Genomic DNA, 15,106 nt, shown 5'->3' on the forward strand with positions numbered 1-15,106 from the left:
ACCGCGTCTTCGTTCCGTAAATCAACGTACTTTGCAACTTGGAGTGGCAGCGATGTCGAGCGACCCCTGGAGCCGACCCACGACAGATGACTTGAAACGTGTTCTGGAAAGCATCGGCGATTCCGAGGACCATCATGATCGCGCGGTCGAGAGGTTGGATCTATCCGTGCCGGCTGAGATTGTCACTTCGCGGGGCAACATCATCGCCTGTATGACGCGTGAGATCAGCCGTTTGGGGATAGGACTGTTGCACAAAGGCTCGGTGACGCCTGGAGTCGTGTTGGTGAAATTGGCCAGCGACAGCCGCGAGTTTCACTATCGCGTGCAGCTGGAGTGGTGCCATCCTTGCGAAGGAGGTATGTTCATCAGCGGCGGAACATTTCTGGAAAAAGTCGACCCCAACGAGTAGAGCGGAGATGAACCTCGCTATCGCTCGGTCGAGCAAGTTGTGAAATCAGCGTGCTTGCCGGGAATAAAATGCGTCTGCAGCGCATCGTAGTTTGTATGCAGACGCTGTATTCCCTACTTGCCGATGCCGTCGTGTTTCTGCACGGCGCCTATGTGGCCTTCGTGATCTTTGGCTTGCTGGCCGTATTGGTCGGATCACTCTGGGGCCAGCGGTGGGTCTCTAACTTTTGGTTTCGCAGTCTGCATTTGACGATGATTTTGGTCGTCGTCATTGAATCCTGGTTGGGGATTGTCTGCCCGTTGACGACGTTGGAGAAGTTCCTCCGTGAAAAAGCGGGGATGGGCGACTATACTGGTGACTTCATCGGACGGTGGGTGCACGATGTGCTCTTCATGGATTTGTCGCCCGCTACCTTCACGGTGATGTACACGCTATTCGGATTATCGGTGGTTGCGACATTGATCATCGTGCCGCCCCGATGGCCCTGGCGGAAATCGGATTCGCGGACTGCGGATGATATCAGTGGTTGATGACTTGGCGGTTCCGGCCCTGAGGCTTTAAACTTGGGGGATGGAAACACACGCTCTTAACAACCTGCCGCGCTATGACCCGTGTCGAAGTTATGCCTGGAACTACGACCATCCGCCGGGACCTGTCGAGTTGGGTCTTGCGCCCGTTGAGGGGACATGGTCGTTTTTCGGAAAGCCGGTTCCTTCACCGTTGGGAATTCCAGCTGGGCCGTTATTGAACGGTGCCTGGCTGTTGTATTACGCGAGTTTGGGTTTTGACGTCTTGACCTACAAGACGGTTCGCAGCAGCGCGCGGGAATGTTATCCGCTGCCCAACCTACAGCCAGTCGAAGTTGATGGCATGATGCGCGGCGGCGAGTCGGCGCTTCCCGTCTCGGCAACGATGCGGGGAAGTTGGGCCGTTTCGTTTGGAATGCCCTCGCAACCGCCGGACGTTTGGCGGGCCGATGTGCAACGTACGCGCGATCGATTGGCGCCGGAGAAAGTACTGTCGGTGTCAGTCGTCGGTAGCATTCAGCCGGGGTGGTCCACCGAGGACTTGGCGGCCGACTATGCACAGTGCGCGAAATGGGCGGTCGACAGCGGCGCTGACTGCGTGGAGACCAACTTCTCCTGTCCCAACGTGAACACGTGCGACGGCCAATTGTATCTGCAACCCGATGCTGCGCGTTGTATTGCCGAGGCGGTTCGCCAAGCCGTCGGCCGCACACCCTACATCATTAAGATCGGCCATGTCACGGATGATGCAGCGATGTCGGCGTTGATCGCAGCTGTGCAACCTTTTGCGGATGGATTGGCCATGACCAATAGCGTGGCAGCGACAGTTGCTGCTGATGGAGCGGACTTGTTGTTCGGCGGCGATCCGCGCGGAATCTGTGGTCTCGCTACGCGCGACGCTGCGCTTGAGCAAGTTGAACGCTTCCGGCAAGAGATCACCAAGCAGCGGGCTGAGTTGGAAATCATCGGTGTTGGAGGGATTGGCAGTGCGGATGACGTGCGTGCCCATTTGCGTGCTGGGGCGGTCAGCGTACACATAGCGACAGCAGCGATGGTTGATCCATTGATCGGTGAGAAGATTCGCCGGGCATTCGGCTCCGAGTCACGGTGAAGTGAGCGCACAAAAAAACGGTTCGACTCTTTTTTGAGAAGAGCCGAACCGCGTTATGCGTCGTGGTTCGTTGAGCATGGCCAGACAGCAGTTAACGACCGCCGCCATAGTATTGGCTGTGGTTCATGAACGATGAAGTGTGTCCGGTGACGCCCAAGCGGGAGCCGGCAGCCTGTCGGCGAATATAATTCACCGTGTCTTGCTGTTCCAACTGCAGGTTATTGGTTTGCTGCCGCAACTGACCGATCTCTTGGTTGTTATTCACAATCCCTTGACGGAATTCTTGTTGCGGACGGACGAGGTTGAAATAATTCTCGCCAATCGAGGCGTCGCGGCGCAACAAGTTCAAGTAAGGGCTGACGGGAGGATTACTGCGGACGCTGGGCCGGCGCGGTCGTCGAACTGGTGATTGTGCGTTCACATCAATTTCAACAACAGTGCTCAGAATCAACATCACCGCGGGTACGAGCAGAGTTCGTCGTAACATGGTTCGTCACCCTATTTAAGTCGTTGGGGGTTAGTCACATCCGGAGCCATCGAAAATCCGTTGATCCGAATGTGCTTGCCTCATCAACGATTATACCTGGAAAAGCAGCGAAGTAAACTAAAATGTCTAGGCCGTTCGCCGCATCAGACTTGGTAAACTATTTACTCGGCATTTTGTGGATACCATCGCTTCTAATTTACCAAGTCTGCTTATTAAATGTTCGGCATCCGTAGGATTAGCAATTAGAATCCGCCGCCACCGCCTCCGAATGAGGTACCTTGCTGAATATTCCGCACGGCACCGTTGCCGAGAATCGTGAATCCAAACAGTCGTTCAAACGGTGCAATGACTTTGGCAATGAAGATGTCTGAGGCGAACATCGGGTCGGCGGCTACGTAGATGCGGTCACCCGGGAGAATTTGGTAGTTCGTTCGCGTCGATCCCCCTTTGACGATGGCATCCCAGTCGACCGGCAGAATCTGTTCGGCATCCAATTCCGCCGGAGCGGGGCGTGCGACCCAGATCTTTTTCTTGCTACCGATCGTCGGCAGTCCGCCAACTTGGGCGAAGGCGTCGAGCACGGTTTCATTTCCCTTAATCGGCAAGCTGTAGAGTTGGTCTCCTTCGCCGCCTCCGTCGTTGATGATGTAGTAGACCTTGCTGTTGTAGCCGGAGACATCAACATTGACTTCCGGATTGAGGATATATTGCGACAGGTGCTCTTCGAGCAGCATCTTGGCTTGTTCCAATGTGTAACCGGCGACAACCACGCTGCCGTAAACTCCCAGGTGAACGGTCCCGTCCATACGGACGAGGTGCGGACCGTCGACGACTTGCTTACCGCCGAGTTGTTCCAACTCAACAGAGAGCTTGGGAGGATTGATGAAGATTTCATTCAAGTGATCCAGCACCGCGTTTTGAGCTTCGTCGATGGTCATTCCAGCGACCTCGACTTTGCCGTATTCCGGCCCCAGGTTGACCTTGCCGTCATTCTCGATGAGGTAGGCGCGGGCAATTTCCTTAAATGAGACCGTGACTTCAGAGTCTTCCGGCAAGATCGGAATGGTCGTGTTCGACAGGATCCGCAGGCTATCCCCGGGAAGAAGTTTATCGTCGCGACGACGGATGTTGTTGACCGTTTGGATCAACAATTCGTCAGGCGGTTCGATGACGTATGCCGGCATCATCGTTTTCTGCAGCTCTCTGGGCACATTCGTATAAATGGGCGTCGGAGTATCTGTCCGATTCGCCGCTGCGCACCCGGTGGCAAACAGAGAACTGATAGTAATCAAAGCCAATAGGCTAGCGCGTTGAAGGCGGCATGAGTGTCGCATGGCTGGGTCGATGCTCGCGAAAGGTTGGGTCGTTGTCCATCGAGCACGAGAACTAGTAGTGCGAGTGCGGGAACACCGCCCGTTGTTCTCGTGTTGTGTGAACGAACCGGTTTTGCCCGTCCGCCACACGATAATCGATCTGAAACATTCCGTTCATCGACCAGCGGCTGAGGACCCTTTGAGCGAATCGTGACGATTGTGCCAGATTTTCCCCTTCTACCGTGATTAACATCTGCGCCCAGTCGGTGAGCAGTCGGCGTATTTCCTGTCCCCATCGAAACTTGCAGCGACGGCAGTGCCTAACCTGTTGCTTGAAAAGGTTTTGCAACATTCAAAGGTCCGGTTGGGTAGACTTTAACGCTTGTAGCGATTGCGCCGGGGCGTGGTTACCGATCGTACCTGTTCCTCCGGCAAAACCCGATTGTATTGTGCCGGTTTTCCTGAAAATGTCGACGTTCGATACCACAAGACGTGGTCCCGGCAGTTACGTTTCGGCGCTGCCAGGGGAGTCTTGTTTGCGACAAATTTTGCGATAACGAGCGGGTATTGATCAGTGGAGGAATATGATGGTGGCAATTATCCAAAAAAACCGCGGACGATTTGTGAGCTTGTCCTTGGCGTTGGCCATCGGCTGTTCCGGATCTCAAGGGTACAACACGGTTGCTCGCCCAGCCGGTGAGTCGGATATTGCTCAGGCGCCACAGACCTCCTCCCCAGCGGTTGTGGTACAACAGCAAACTCCACAACTTCAGGCTCCACAGTCGCGTCAACCGGTTCAGCCAATCGCAACGGTTCGCCGTCCCACGAACGGCACAGTTCGCTTGGTGGGGCATACGGAACCACAGCATAAGGTGATTCAACGTGCGGCCGCCTCGCATCCGCAACATGTGGCCCCGCCGATTAGCGCACTGCACCTGACGCAGATGGAAAAGGACCGGCGTTCGATCGGTACGAAACCGGAAACGCCGGTCTTGATTCTCACAACGTTGCCGCCCAAGGCGGAAGGTGACGTCGCTGTCTTACTCTCGCAAGTTCGCTCGGGGGATGCGGCGACGTGTCGCGAAGCCATTTATCAGTTAGGCCGCCGGGGTGAAGACGCAATCGCAGCTGCACCCACATTGACAGTGATGCTGCGTGACCGCGATCACTTGATTCGCGTTCAAGCGGCATTGGCGCTGTGGCGGATTACTCAACAAGCGGAGTTTTCAGTTCCCACGTTGGCCGATGCGATCAACTTCAGCACGCCGCGAGCCAAGTCGTTTGCCGCTGTCGCGCTTGCGGAAATGGGACCGGCTGCCCGTGAAGCGATTCCGGCGCTGAAGATTGCTGCTCGGAAGAACTCGGGCAAAATTCGCGTCCAAGCCGCAGAGGCGTTGTGGACGGTTGCGGAAGGGAACCGCGACGCACTGGAAACGATGGCCTTGGCGCTGCGGGATGATGATCCGGAAGTCCGCTGGGCTGCCGCTTATGCATTGGGGGACATTGCTCCAAAAAATCCCATGATCGTCGACGCCTTGGCGCGTCGCCTGCGGGATGTCAACGACGGGGTTCGCGTTGCGGCCGCTTTTGCGTTGGGAGAAATCGGGCCGTCGGCGAAGGACGCGGAAACGGTTTTGACTGCCGCGGCCAGCGATCCGAACCAAGAAGTCCGCCAAGCAGCTGCAGTGGCGCTTGATCGTGTGCGAGACTAATCGCCCGCTAGGAAAGCGATCCTAGGGAACTTCGGTTGACGAAACGCGCGCAGTTCGGGATAACGTGGATCATTGCCTAACGCATTTCCCTTACTCCTTTTGAACTGTTGGCGCTGTGACGAACAAGGACGATATCACCCGCGAAGATTTAGAGCATGTTCGGCTCAGCTTTCAACGTTGCAAAACGCATGCAGAATTTTCGGATATTTTCTACGATCATCTAGCGCAACAGTCGTCGGAAATCGGCCCCATGTTCGCCGCGACCGATATGGTCAAGCAGAACGAATTGTTGCGAGTGGGGATTGAAAGTCTGATCGACTTTTCAGCGGGCGACGCGGACGTTGAGGTCGAGATCCGCCGCTTAGGTGTGCTGCATGATCGCAAGCATCATGCGATCCAACCCGCGCTTTATCCGTTGTGGGTCAATGCCTTGGTGGCGACCATTGGCGAAACTGATTCCGAAGTTACGCCTGAAATCACGGCCGCGTGGCAGCGTGTGGTGGCTCCCGGGATTGCGTTGATCGGCTCGTACTATTGAGCATGGTCCGCAGGCAACTCGCTGTGAGAGCCCCTCTCATCCCTTGAGACCCGTCGTGGCGATGCCGCGGATGAAGGTTTTTTGCGCTAGGAAAAACAACACGATGACCGGAGCGGTGAACATGACCGCTGCCGCCATCAACGGACCAAACTCGGTGTTGTAGGCGCTGACGAATTGCTGCAAGGCATAGGCAAGCGGAAATTTGTGCGGATCATTGAGATATAGCAGCGGTCCGGCGAATTCGTTCCAGGTATGCAGGAATTGAAACAGCGCCACCGTAGCCAGCGCCGGCCAGGCAAGGGGAATGATGATCCGCGAGAAAATCGTCCATTCGCCGGCACCATCCAGTCGCGCCGCTTCGGAGAGTTCCTCCGGAATCGTCAAGAAAAACTGCCGCAACAAAAAAACGTAAAATGCTTCCCCGGCCAACCAGCTTGGCAACACCAGCGGCCAATAGGTGTTGTACATGCCCAGGGCGGCGAACAATTGGAACCGCGGCAGCATCGTCACATGAAACGGCAACAGCATGGTGGCGATCAGCACAAAGAACAACAAATCCCGCCCCGGCCAACGCAGCCGCGCGAATCCATAAGCGACAACTGAACAGGACAACAACGTGCCGAGCACATTCAGCACACACAACACGATAGAATTGGCCAAGTAGCGGCCGAAGTTCCCGGCACTCAGTGCTTGCGCATAATTCTCCGTATGCCATTCGCTAGGCCACATTTCACTTTCGAGTTGTCCCGGCGGCTTAAACGAACTGAACAACATCCACACCAACGGCAACGCAAAGCCGACGGCGAGGAGGATGAGCAGCGGGTGGGCGAAACGTGGGGGGCGTTGCATGGGGGGCGGTCTACTTCGCTTGTGTTTTGTGATTGCCGGCACGTAACGCATCCAGGTGGCGTTGGATGTCTTGCGTGGCGGTGTTGAGGGCTTGTTGGGGGGAGGCTTTTAATGCCAGGGCCTCTTCGGTGGCTTGGTTGATGCGTTCGAAGAAGTAGGCCTGCACGGGGATGTTTGGGGTGGGCCATTGGTTGGGGCTGTGGGCTTGTTCGACGAATAGGCGGAAGTTGGGGTGCTCGTTGAGGAACGTTTGGAACGTCGGTTGCGTGACGACGTTTGGGCTGGCGGGGATCCAGCCTCCGGCGGCGGCGGTTTGGGCGGCCTCGGCTTCGTGGCCGTCGAACCCGGCCCAGAATTTCATGAAGGCCCATGCTCCACGCGGGTTTTTGCAGCCGCGAGGGACGAGGAAAAAATTGCCGTTCACCCAACCGCCATTGGGGTTGCCCTCAGGAGGGTGGGGCAGGGGGCCGACGGTATAATCAAAATTGTCGCTCACCGCCGCGTCCAATGGTTCGATCCGCCATTGGCCATCCATCATCACACCATGACTGCCTTCGAGCAGCATTGATTGCGATCCGGTTTCGCGGTTGGTGCTGCGGAAGGCGCGGATTTTTACCAGGCCGTGCAATTGGCTGTAAGAGACCATCCACTCCAGTGCTCGCACGATGGCCGGATCGTTGGCGGTAATTTTTCCCGTATCGGGGTCATAGAACCGACCCCCGAAAGCAATGCCCCAAGCCCACAAACGACGATCGTCGGGGAGGTAAACGATCCGCGTCGGGTCGTTGCTCGGTTGCCGCGTGATGGCATTGAATTCTTCGAGGGTTGTGGGAACATCGCGGCCGGCTAAGATGTCGCGGCGATAAAACATCATACGGATGTCCAGGCCGTTGCAGAGCGCATACAGTCGACCGTCGTAGGTGCCGATTTTTTGAGCGGGAGGACTGAGCCAGTCGTTGAGCCGGGCGTATTCTTCGGCCGGCATGAGTTGATCGAGCGGGGTGAGTGCGCCGCGCTCTGCCCATTGGCCGATGATTTGATCGTCTTGGTTGAGCACATCGGGAAAGTCGCCGCCGGCAAGCGCCATGAAGAATTTCATGTCGAGGTTTTGTCCCGGAACGGCAATCTCTTCGACCCAGAATTCGGTCTGCGAGTCATTGAACCGCTGCACGACATCCTGAACAACATGCCGGTACTTGCCGCCCCAGAAATGCCAGAAGACAACGCGCTCGCGGTCGGGGGGGATATCGCTTTCCGTGGAACGCATGCCAACGGCCCAACTGAGACCGAATAGGCTCACAGCGATCGTTGCCAATAAAATCGGTCGGATGCGATCACGCATACGCTTGTGGTTACCTGTCGGAGGAAAAGGGTTGTCATGGTCAATCTTATCGCTGCTATGCGCTGATCGCTAGGCGTGAGTTTTGTGGTTCGTCAAAGGAGTGGGGATTGATTCTGGGCGGCGAGTTTCGTTCAATGACTGCGTTGAAACGTGGTTGCTACAAATCGGGTAAGAAGAGGAGGGGGGCATGTCGACGGGATTCGAGTCGGACAGCGACGATTTCACCTGCCCGAATTGTGGTGCGGCGGTGGCCGGCGGGGCGACATTTTGCCGGGAGTGTGGCGCGAGCGACGATACGGGGTGGGGCGAAGAAGAAGACGATGTCGACGCCAATTACGACGAGGACGAGGACTTTGACTACGACGAATTCATCGACCGCGAATTCCCACAGCATGCGCCGGACGGCATGCGGGTGACGGGCAAGCAGTTGGTGATTCGAGTGATCGCGGTGATCTTATGCCTGTGTCTGTTGTGGCTCGGGCTGGGGTTTTGAACTCGCCGAATGGCTCCTCTCACAGCGGTTAAACAGCGATGTTATTTTGGGCTGTCGTGCGAACCTTCTTTCAGACTTCGGTGTCGAAGGGAGCATGGATACTGCATTACTCGACAAGAAGTTCGCGCAGATCGGTGCGCGTCTGAAGGTGATGGGGCCACCTCCCCGACGGTTTAGGGATCAGCAAGGAATTCGCCTCGATATCGGCATCGACCGCCGCGGCGAGTTCTTCGCGATCCGTGCGGCTGATGCTGACAATGTCGAAGTCTTGCACATGCAGCCGCGGGATCGGCATCTGTTGTTGATGGTGCGGGAGAACGGCGAGAAGAGCAAGTTTCTTTGTGGGCATGATGAGCGGCATTGGTTTGTGGCTGGGATTCCCGAATCGGCTCCGGTGGGAATGGTGGCTCAGGCCAAGGATGCATTGAAGCCGCTTGAAGTCCGCGCTGCCGAGTCGCAAAAGCGAGTCTCCGGCAAAGCCCGGAATCGTCGCAAGAACACCGCTTTTATCCGACAGGGCGAATGGTTCTTTCTGCCGACGGACGATTTGGCTGTTGATGAATCTTGGGTTCTGAGCAATGAACCGTTGCGGCGCGGCGGTGGTAAGCCGCACTGGGCGGAGTTTTGTTACCGCACTGGCGGTGAGTCCGTCTATGTTTGTTCGCGACACCCCAATGGTGTCACTGCCCAGCGGTATCGAAATATTCTTTCGGGAAACCGCAACGCCAAGAATTGGGGGTGGACATCGATGGTGCGGAACGCGGGTGTTTACGTTCGCGGTCGGATTCGGCATCCAGACCATGCCACGATTACTTTGGCGGGTTGGCATCGCGTAGCGATGAACACTGAAAACGAGTCGCGGGCCATGCGGCACGTGGCGTTTTTGGATTGACCGCGACTTGACCGATCCCATGCACTTGTTTGGAAATCAACGGGTGCGTGTTTTCTTGTCAGAAGAACAACAACAGCGTCCCTGCTGGTCTTGCCTCAATCCGACTCGATGCCCCACACGTCCTGTACGAAATCCGGGACGTACCCCATCGCGCCGCGGCCATTGGCCCATTTGATGGTCTCGGGCCGTTTCGCCACATCGGTGCACAGACGGCTGGGATGGGGTTGCATGCCAACGCGGCCAATGTCCAAACGATCCGCATCCCAACAGGTTTGGATGGTGATGTTCGGATGCGTGCGTTCGTGGGTATGACCGGCGCAAGCCTTATGAAGCAAGGCAAAGTCGTGGTCGCTCAAATGAAACACGTCGTTTTGCAGCGTGCGTGCGAATTCGGCGGCACGGGGTCCGTGTTCGGGGTCGTGACCGTCGCTTTGTCGCTGGGAATCGTGTAGCACGGCGAACAGTTTCACAATTTCAATGTTGGCGCCGGTTGTCTCGGCCAAACGTAGCCCGTTTTCTAGTACACGAGCCCAATGAGCGACGCCGTGGATCCCGGACGGCGACAACTCGTAGCTGTCCAGGACGATTGTGATGATATGAGCGACTGATGCGGGCATGTTTGTTGGAGTTCTTTGACTTAGAACGCCGGTTAATGTGAACCGATTTGACACCCGGTTTACAGCAGGCATCAAAAGCGGACGATCAGACTTGATCCGAGAAACGGGCCGGGGGCGATGTCGACGAGATCATACAGTTCGTCGCGACGATTTCCACCTTCGCCGTAGTAGCGTCCGAAGGCGTAGCCGGCATTGACGTCCAATGCGGCGTACTTCCAAACATTCCAACGCAGGCCGCCGATGACGCGCTGTTCGGAGGCCAAGAATTGGTCGCTGCGACTGGCTCGGTCGGTGAGTAGAAACGTTTCGCGAATGGTCTCGAAGCCACCATAGAATTGAAGATCGTCGGTCCAGTCGTACGTCACGAGCGCGTTGACATTGTATAGCGGGAAATAGGACGCATTGAATGCCAGTGCGTCCAATGGTTTCCAGGTGACGGAAAATGGAATCCCGACATTCATTTGAAAGGTTTCGGACGGATTCCAGCCGTAAGCGACGCCGGGGATGGGGAAGTTGAGGTCGGAAAACGGCGCGTACATGACCGAGTATTGCCATGTATCCCGGTCATTGCCGGCGGGCACTTGGAGGAAACCTAGTACCGAAGCTCGGACTTCGTCGATGCTGTGAAACGGTTTGTCGCTGGCAGACCCGACGGTTGTCATTAAGCCCCCGGACCAGCCGTTGTCGAATTGATGGATGTAATTTAATCCGACGTTGACGGTCCACAATTCGTCGGGAAATGCGCGTCCGGTATCGGGCAAAATGGCATCGGTTGAGAACAGGGAATTCTCGACCGTCGTCCGCAGGATCACGATGTCGCCATCTTGCCGCCAGATGGGAGCGCCCATGGTGAAGAGTTGTCGCACGAGGCCGAAATCTGTTTGTTGATCGTCGACGGAAGTCGAGGGATACCAAGTCGCGGAGTAACCTGGGCGACGCATACGCGCTCCGCCGAAGGGGTTGCCGCCGCGGCGCGCGGATGGGCTGGAGCGACGTTCTTCTTGCATCATGTCTTCGACCTGAATACCGGTCGGAGTGGTCATCACCAGCGGGGCATCATTCAGTGATTCCGAATCTGCAAAGGTCCCCGATGCGGGGACAATTTTGAGATCGGCCGCGGGCTGTTCTTCAGACCAGGCATTTGCCTGCGAAAAAAACGACACGATGAAAAACGCGACGCAGGAGATGCGGATTATGAATGATTTGGGCAATCTTAAAGTCACAACAACGAACCGACTGAAGGCACTCAGATTGAATTGGCGAAGTGGAAGTTTGAGCGACCGTTCACCGCAGGGCGGGGGATTCTAGACACGCGCTGCGGTTTGGCAATTCGATTGTATTAAAAGATGCTTGGTCGTCGTGGCAGAGAGGTGAGCCGCCCAATGCTTGGATGCGTGCGTGATTAAGAGATGTTTTGGAAATACCAACTCAGCAGTTCGCGCAGCGGTGGTGAAAACGTTTCCGGTTGTGTGGCGAGCATGTCGCGGACTTCGTCCAGTGTATGAAAGCGGACGAAGTCGATTTCGTATTCGTCGATGACCGGTTCGTCGTCGGAGACGGCGCGGTAGAGCATGGAATGCTCCATGGCCAGCTCTGGTGTGGCGGCGAATTTGTGCAGCGGTTCGAGGGGGCAGGACAAGCCGAGTTCTTCACCCAGTTCACGCGACGCGGCAACTTCGTAGGTTTCGCCCGTGTCGACATGTCCTGAACAGGAGGAGGTGTATGTCAGTGGATATTCGTCTTTGTGGGCGGACCGCATTTGCAGCAGGAATTCGCCGCGGCTATTGAACAGAAAGATATGCACGGCGCGATGCATCAGTCGTCGCGCGTGGACCTCCGCTCGTGGCGCTTGCCCGATCACGATGTCCCGTTCGTCAACGATGTCAAATATTTCCTGCGGCATGGCTGCATCGTATCAGAACGGGGGGGCGCAGGACAAACCGTAGCGTGACGCGCGCGATGCGATCGAGGCGAGACTCTCGCTTTTCCCGACTTATAATTCGGGAACCGTCATGAGCCGCGGCTTGGGATCCATGGGGAAGTTCAACATGGGAATTTCTTTGCCGTCTTTGAGATTGCGCTTGGCCTGAATTGATTCGGCAACCAGATGTATCTGGCCATTGTGTTCTCGCTGTTTGGCGCGAAAACGCTCGTACAATGTCTGAATGCGGGGGTCGTGTTTGTTATTGAATGAACCGACGGTCACATAGGACTGATAGCGGTCATGCCAGACATAGGCCTCGAAGTTCTGATTGCGCATCAGTTGCACGAGTTGATAGGATAGTTTGTAGGCTTTGTCGAGACTTTGACTTTCTTTCAGGCCTTTTTCGAACTTCTCGATTCGACGGGCACTTGCTGAATCCCCCGAGTCTTTCATTGAAATTGAGTCGCCGTGAAACGTGGCAACCACCAGGGTGAGCTTGCCGGGATTTTGGGAGAGGCTGTAGTCGAGGCCGTTGTTTAAATAACTGAGATGTTTATGGTCCTTGCGTTGTTGCAACTCATCGGGCGTGAGCAGCGGATTGGGGACCAGCATAGCGCGGCTAAACGGATTGGGTTTACCGGGCGTCTTGATATAGCGGCCTTTGCCGAGCGAAGTGGGGATGAAATTTTTAATCCATTCCAACGTTTTTTGAGCGGTTTTGCCTTCTTTGGTCGTGGGATCAATTGAGGAGTAGTTCCCCGCGATGACGGCGATTTGGTTGCGCTGAGCAGCGTAGGCGCCGGTTTGTCGGCGGCCCAATTGATCGACTGCTTCAAAGGATCGCAGTTTGCCTTCTTGGCTATATACGTAGGCGGGCAACCCTTTTTTTCGCAACTCCAAAACCAAAGCATCGGCCCCTTCAGCGGCGTTCTTGCGCGCTTCTTCGGTTTCTCCTCGGAGATTTGTGACCATGATCATCCACGGTCCGTGCCGTTTGTCGATTGTGTAGCGACGTCCTGGGACGGCGGAAATCTTGGCCTCCGCCACAGAGGGGATATACAAAACGGTGGCGAGTGTGATGCAACCGAAAACGATGGCGGCGGATTGTCTGCTGAACACGAGAAACTCCGTTTTCTCTTGTTGAACGATATCGCGGTCTCCGCATGGAGACCCACGGTTTCGTAGCGAATTCGGCGACCGGCAGTTGGCGCTGAATTGCACTGTAGAAAGGCTGATGAGGGAAAGGGGCGGGATGCTAACAATATGCCAAAAACGAGTCCAGCCCCGCTGTCGGTAAAATGTGCGCACAACTTCATCTTACAACAGGTTTTTTCGCGATTGAAACAAGAAACGCGATTTGAGATTGCCAAAGGGAGATGCGATGACAGACAGTCGTGCTTGGTTGGTCCCCTTTTCGCGCGCATTGAATCAGGGAAGGAATTGCCTGAAACGTCTCTTAGGGTGATGAACCCGTGCGGCTTATTTGTCGGTCGGTTTGTCTGTGAAGCTGGTGTCGACGATGGCGGCGCCGACGGAATCCCCGAAGGCATTTACGGCGGTGCGGAAGCGGTCCAACAGCCAATCGACCGGCAGGATCAGACCGACGAGCGTCAGTGGTAACCCAACGGCATTCAGCACAATGAGCAGCGTGATCAAACCGGCTTCGGGGATTCCGGCAGCGCCGACGGCGGCTAGGGTGGCGGTGATGGCGATTGTCATTTGGTCGACGAAGTTCAGGTCGAAGCTGGGGTCAATGGCCGCGTAGGCGTTGGCGATAAATATCGCAGCGGCCGCTTCGTAGAGAGCGGTGCCGTCCATATTGACTGTGGCTCCGAGCGGCAAGACGAATTCCGTGCTGCGCTTGGAGACGCCGGCTTGAACTTCGGCGCATTCCATGGTGATGGGCAGCGTGGCGGTTGAACTGGCGGTGGAAAATGCAGTCAGCACCGCTTGCCCCATTTGCACCATGAAGCGAAACGGATTGCGACGGGTGAAGATGTACAACAACAGCGGCAAGGTAATCAGCGCATGGATGGCGAGGCCGGCGAGGACGGTTCCCATGTAGCCGGCCAGAACACCGGCAAGATCGTCGAGTTTGTCTTCGGCATTCGCTTTGCCGAATCGCGATGCAACGAGACAGAAAATTCCAAGCGGCGCAACCTTCATCAACAGCATGATGAAGGCCATTAACGTATCGTTGATGCTGATGACGAGCGTGGCAATCGTGTGGGACCGCTCCCCCATGGTCGTCAGCATCCCCGCGAAGATGATGCTAAACACGATCAGCGGCAACAGGTTGACCTCGACCATCGATCCGAGCAGATTGTCTGTGAAGAGCATCAGCACGAGTTTTTTGAAGATCAAGCCGAGCGAGACCTCTTGTCCTTCGGCCGCTTTTTCAATCTCCGCCGTCGCTTTGTCAACATGTTCCGCAGCTTCCTCCTGGGCGCCGGTGACGATGGCTGGGTCGATGCCTTGTCCCGGGTTGATCAAATTCACGACCAACAATCCGGTAGCGACAGCGAGAACTGTGGTGGACATGTAATACAAAACGGCATAAGCGCCCGGTTTGCCGAGTTTGCGGACGTCGCCCAAGCCAAGGATTCCGCTCATCACACTGGCCATGACCAACGGCACCACGACCATTTGCAACAACCGCAGAAAGATCTGCCCTCCCAGTTCGAGGTGTATGGCCCAGTTGGGGAGAACCCAAGCCACCGCGATGGCCGCAATGATCGCGATCACGATGTACAAAGTGCCATGCCCAGCGGGACGAGCATTTTGTTCCGGGGGGCTCGTGGCGGTTTTTGTAGCAGGTTGTCCCATGGTGATTGCTCCTTGAGGGGGCAAAACGATTATTGGTGGTACCGTTTGGGGCGAATGGAATTTCGT

16 protein-coding genes are annotated in these 15,106 nt (G+C 56.1%); 7 read left to right on the top strand and 9 right to left on the bottom strand.

What is annotated here, in order from left to right; genetic code table 11:
* The first annotated feature begins 52 nt into the window (after positions 1–52).
* The 3 genes from Mal52_RS04650 to Mal52_RS04660 all read left to right on the top strand — a co-directional run bounded on the left by Mal52_RS04650 (position 53) and on the right by Mal52_RS04660 (position 2,047).
* Complete coding sequence (locus Mal52_RS04650; protein ID WP_145374550.1) at positions 53–409, top strand: PilZ domain-containing protein; 357 nt, start codon at positions 53–55, stop codon at positions 407–409.
* A 68-nt stretch (positions 410–477) separates the two neighbouring features.
* Positions 478–939, top strand: coding sequence for a DUF2784 domain-containing protein (locus Mal52_RS04655; protein WP_231962525.1), 462 nt, complete (start codon positions 478–480; stop codon positions 937–939).
* Between the two features lie 40 nt (positions 940–979).
* Entirely contained in the window at positions 980–2,047 is a 1,068-nt protein-coding gene (locus tag Mal52_RS04660) for a beta/alpha barrel domain-containing protein (RefSeq protein WP_145374551.1), read from the top strand.
* A 91-nt stretch (positions 2,048–2,138) separates the two neighbouring features.
* Here Mal52_RS04660 and Mal52_RS04665 read toward each other — a convergent pair whose 3' ends face one another.
* Together Mal52_RS04665 and Mal52_RS04670 are read right to left on the bottom strand one after the other, a co-directional pair.
* Positions 2,139–2,534 carry a hypothetical protein gene (locus Mal52_RS04665; RefSeq protein WP_145374552.1) on the bottom strand — a complete coding sequence of 132 codons (396 nt, stop codon included), beginning with the start codon at positions 2,532–2,534 and terminating at the stop codon, positions 2,139–2,141.
* 242 nt (positions 2,535–2,776) lie between these two features.
* Positions 2,777–3,721, bottom strand: coding sequence for a polysaccharide biosynthesis/export family protein (locus Mal52_RS04670; RefSeq protein WP_197533705.1), 945 nt, complete (start codon positions 3,719–3,721; stop codon positions 2,777–2,779).
* Between the two features lie 710 nt (positions 3,722–4,431).
* Between Mal52_RS04670 and Mal52_RS04675 the strand changes: the two genes are divergently transcribed.
* Positions 4,432–5,559, top strand: coding sequence for a HEAT repeat domain-containing protein (locus Mal52_RS04675; RefSeq protein ID WP_145374554.1), 1,128 nt, complete (start codon positions 4,432–4,434; stop codon positions 5,557–5,559).
* A 115-nt stretch (positions 5,560–5,674) separates the two neighbouring features.
* On the top strand, positions 5,675–6,097 hold the full coding sequence (locus tag Mal52_RS04680; protein WP_145374555.1) for a globin domain-containing protein: 423 nt from the start codon (positions 5,675–5,677) through the stop codon (positions 6,095–6,097).
* 36 nt (positions 6,098–6,133) lie between these two features.
* Here Mal52_RS04680 and Mal52_RS04685 read toward each other — a convergent pair whose 3' ends face one another.
* Both Mal52_RS04685 and Mal52_RS04690 read right to left on the bottom strand, forming a co-directional pair.
* Positions 6,134–6,946, bottom strand: a complete 813-nt coding sequence (locus Mal52_RS04685) for a carbohydrate ABC transporter permease (protein ID WP_145374556.1) — start codon at positions 6,944–6,946, stop codon at positions 6,134–6,136.
* Positions 6,947–6,956: 10 nt separating this feature from the next.
* On the bottom strand, positions 6,957–8,288 hold the full coding sequence (locus Mal52_RS04690; protein WP_145374557.1) for an extracellular solute-binding protein: 1,332 nt from the start codon (positions 8,286–8,288) through the stop codon (positions 6,957–6,959).
* A gap of 187 nt (positions 8,289–8,475) precedes the next feature.
* Between Mal52_RS04690 and Mal52_RS04695 the strand changes: the two genes are divergently transcribed.
* Together Mal52_RS04695 and Mal52_RS04700 are read left to right on the top strand one after the other, a co-directional pair.
* Positions 8,476–8,781, top strand: a complete 306-nt coding sequence (locus tag Mal52_RS04695; protein ID WP_145374558.1) for a zinc ribbon domain-containing protein — start codon at positions 8,476–8,478, stop codon at positions 8,779–8,781.
* A gap of 94 nt (positions 8,782–8,875) precedes the next feature.
* Complete coding sequence (locus tag Mal52_RS04700; protein WP_145374559.1) at positions 8,876–9,673, top strand: hypothetical protein; 798 nt, start codon at positions 8,876–8,878, stop codon at positions 9,671–9,673.
* 95 nt (positions 9,674–9,768) lie between these two features.
* Here the strand turns inward: Mal52_RS04700 and Mal52_RS04705 are convergent, their stop codons facing one another.
* The 5 genes from Mal52_RS04705 to Mal52_RS04725 form a co-directional block, all read right to left on the bottom strand.
* Positions 9,769–10,290, bottom strand: a complete 522-nt coding sequence (locus Mal52_RS04705) for an HD domain-containing protein (protein ID WP_145374560.1) — start codon at positions 10,288–10,290, stop codon at positions 9,769–9,771.
* A gap of 71 nt (positions 10,291–10,361) precedes the next feature.
* Positions 10,362–11,453: a hypothetical protein gene (locus tag Mal52_RS04710; protein ID WP_145374561.1), complete on the bottom strand. Its 1,092-nt coding sequence runs from the start codon at positions 11,451–11,453 to the stop codon at positions 10,362–10,364.
* 239 nt (positions 11,454–11,692) lie between these two features.
* Positions 11,693–12,193, bottom strand: coding sequence for an NUDIX hydrolase (locus Mal52_RS04715; RefSeq protein WP_145374562.1), 501 nt, complete (start codon positions 12,191–12,193; stop codon positions 11,693–11,695).
* A 90-nt stretch (positions 12,194–12,283) separates the two neighbouring features.
* Entirely contained in the window at positions 12,284–13,333 is a 1,050-nt protein-coding gene (locus Mal52_RS04720; protein ID WP_145374563.1) for a hypothetical protein, read from the bottom strand.
* A gap of 360 nt (positions 13,334–13,693) precedes the next feature.
* Complete coding sequence (locus tag Mal52_RS04725; protein WP_145374564.1) at positions 13,694–15,040, bottom strand: dicarboxylate/amino acid:cation symporter; 1,347 nt, start codon at positions 15,038–15,040, stop codon at positions 13,694–13,696.
* Positions 15,041–15,106 lie beyond the last annotated feature (66 nt).

Origin of the sequence: Symmachiella dynata, assembly GCF_007747995.1 — a bacterium.
Classification (GTDB): Bacteria; Planctomycetota; Planctomycetia; order Planctomycetales; family Planctomycetaceae; genus Symmachiella; species Symmachiella dynata.

What these genes read in the sequence shown, in the direction of transcription:
- Mal52_RS04650 (WP_145374550.1), top strand. Translation starts at nt 53, where the DNA reads ATGTCGAGCGACCCCTGGAGCCGACCCACGACAGATGACTTGAAACGT.
- Mal52_RS04655 (WP_231962525.1), top strand. Translation starts at nt 478, where the DNA reads ATGCGTCTGCAGCGCATCGTAGTTTGTATGCAGACGCTGTATTCCCTA.
- Mal52_RS04660 (WP_145374551.1), top strand. Translation starts at nt 980, where the DNA reads ATGGAAACACACGCTCTTAACAACCTGCCGCGCTATGACCCGTGTCGA.
- Mal52_RS04665 (WP_145374552.1), bottom strand. Translation starts at nt 2,534, where the DNA reads ATGTTACGACGAACTCTGCTCGTACCCGCGGTGATGTTGATTCTGAGC.
- Mal52_RS04670 (WP_197533705.1), bottom strand. Translation starts at nt 3,721, where the DNA reads ATGATGCCGGCATACGTCATCGAACCGCCTGACGAATTGTTGATCCAA.
- Mal52_RS04675 (WP_145374554.1), top strand. Translation starts at nt 4,432, where the DNA reads ATGATGGTGGCAATTATCCAAAAAAACCGCGGACGATTTGTGAGCTTG.
- Mal52_RS04685 (WP_145374556.1), bottom strand. Translation starts at nt 6,946, where the DNA reads ATGCAACGCCCCCCACGTTTCGCCCACCCGCTGCTCATCCTCCTCGCC.
- Mal52_RS04690 (WP_145374557.1), bottom strand. Translation starts at nt 8,288, where the DNA reads ATGCGTGATCGCATCCGACCGATTTTATTGGCAACGATCGCTGTGAGC.
- Mal52_RS04695 (WP_145374558.1), top strand. Translation starts at nt 8,476, where the DNA reads ATGTCGACGGGATTCGAGTCGGACAGCGACGATTTCACCTGCCCGAAT.
- Mal52_RS04700 (WP_145374559.1), top strand. Translation starts at nt 8,876, where the DNA reads ATGGATACTGCATTACTCGACAAGAAGTTCGCGCAGATCGGTGCGCGT.
- Mal52_RS04705 (WP_145374560.1), bottom strand. Translation starts at nt 10,290, where the DNA reads ATGCCCGCATCAGTCGCTCATATCATCACAATCGTCCTGGACAGCTAC.
- Mal52_RS04715 (WP_145374562.1), bottom strand. Translation starts at nt 12,193, where the DNA reads ATGCCGCAGGAAATATTTGACATCGTTGACGAACGGGACATCGTGATC.
- Mal52_RS04725 (WP_145374564.1), bottom strand. Translation starts at nt 15,040, where the DNA reads ATGGGACAACCTGCTACAAAAACCGCCACGAGCCCCCCGGAACAAAAT.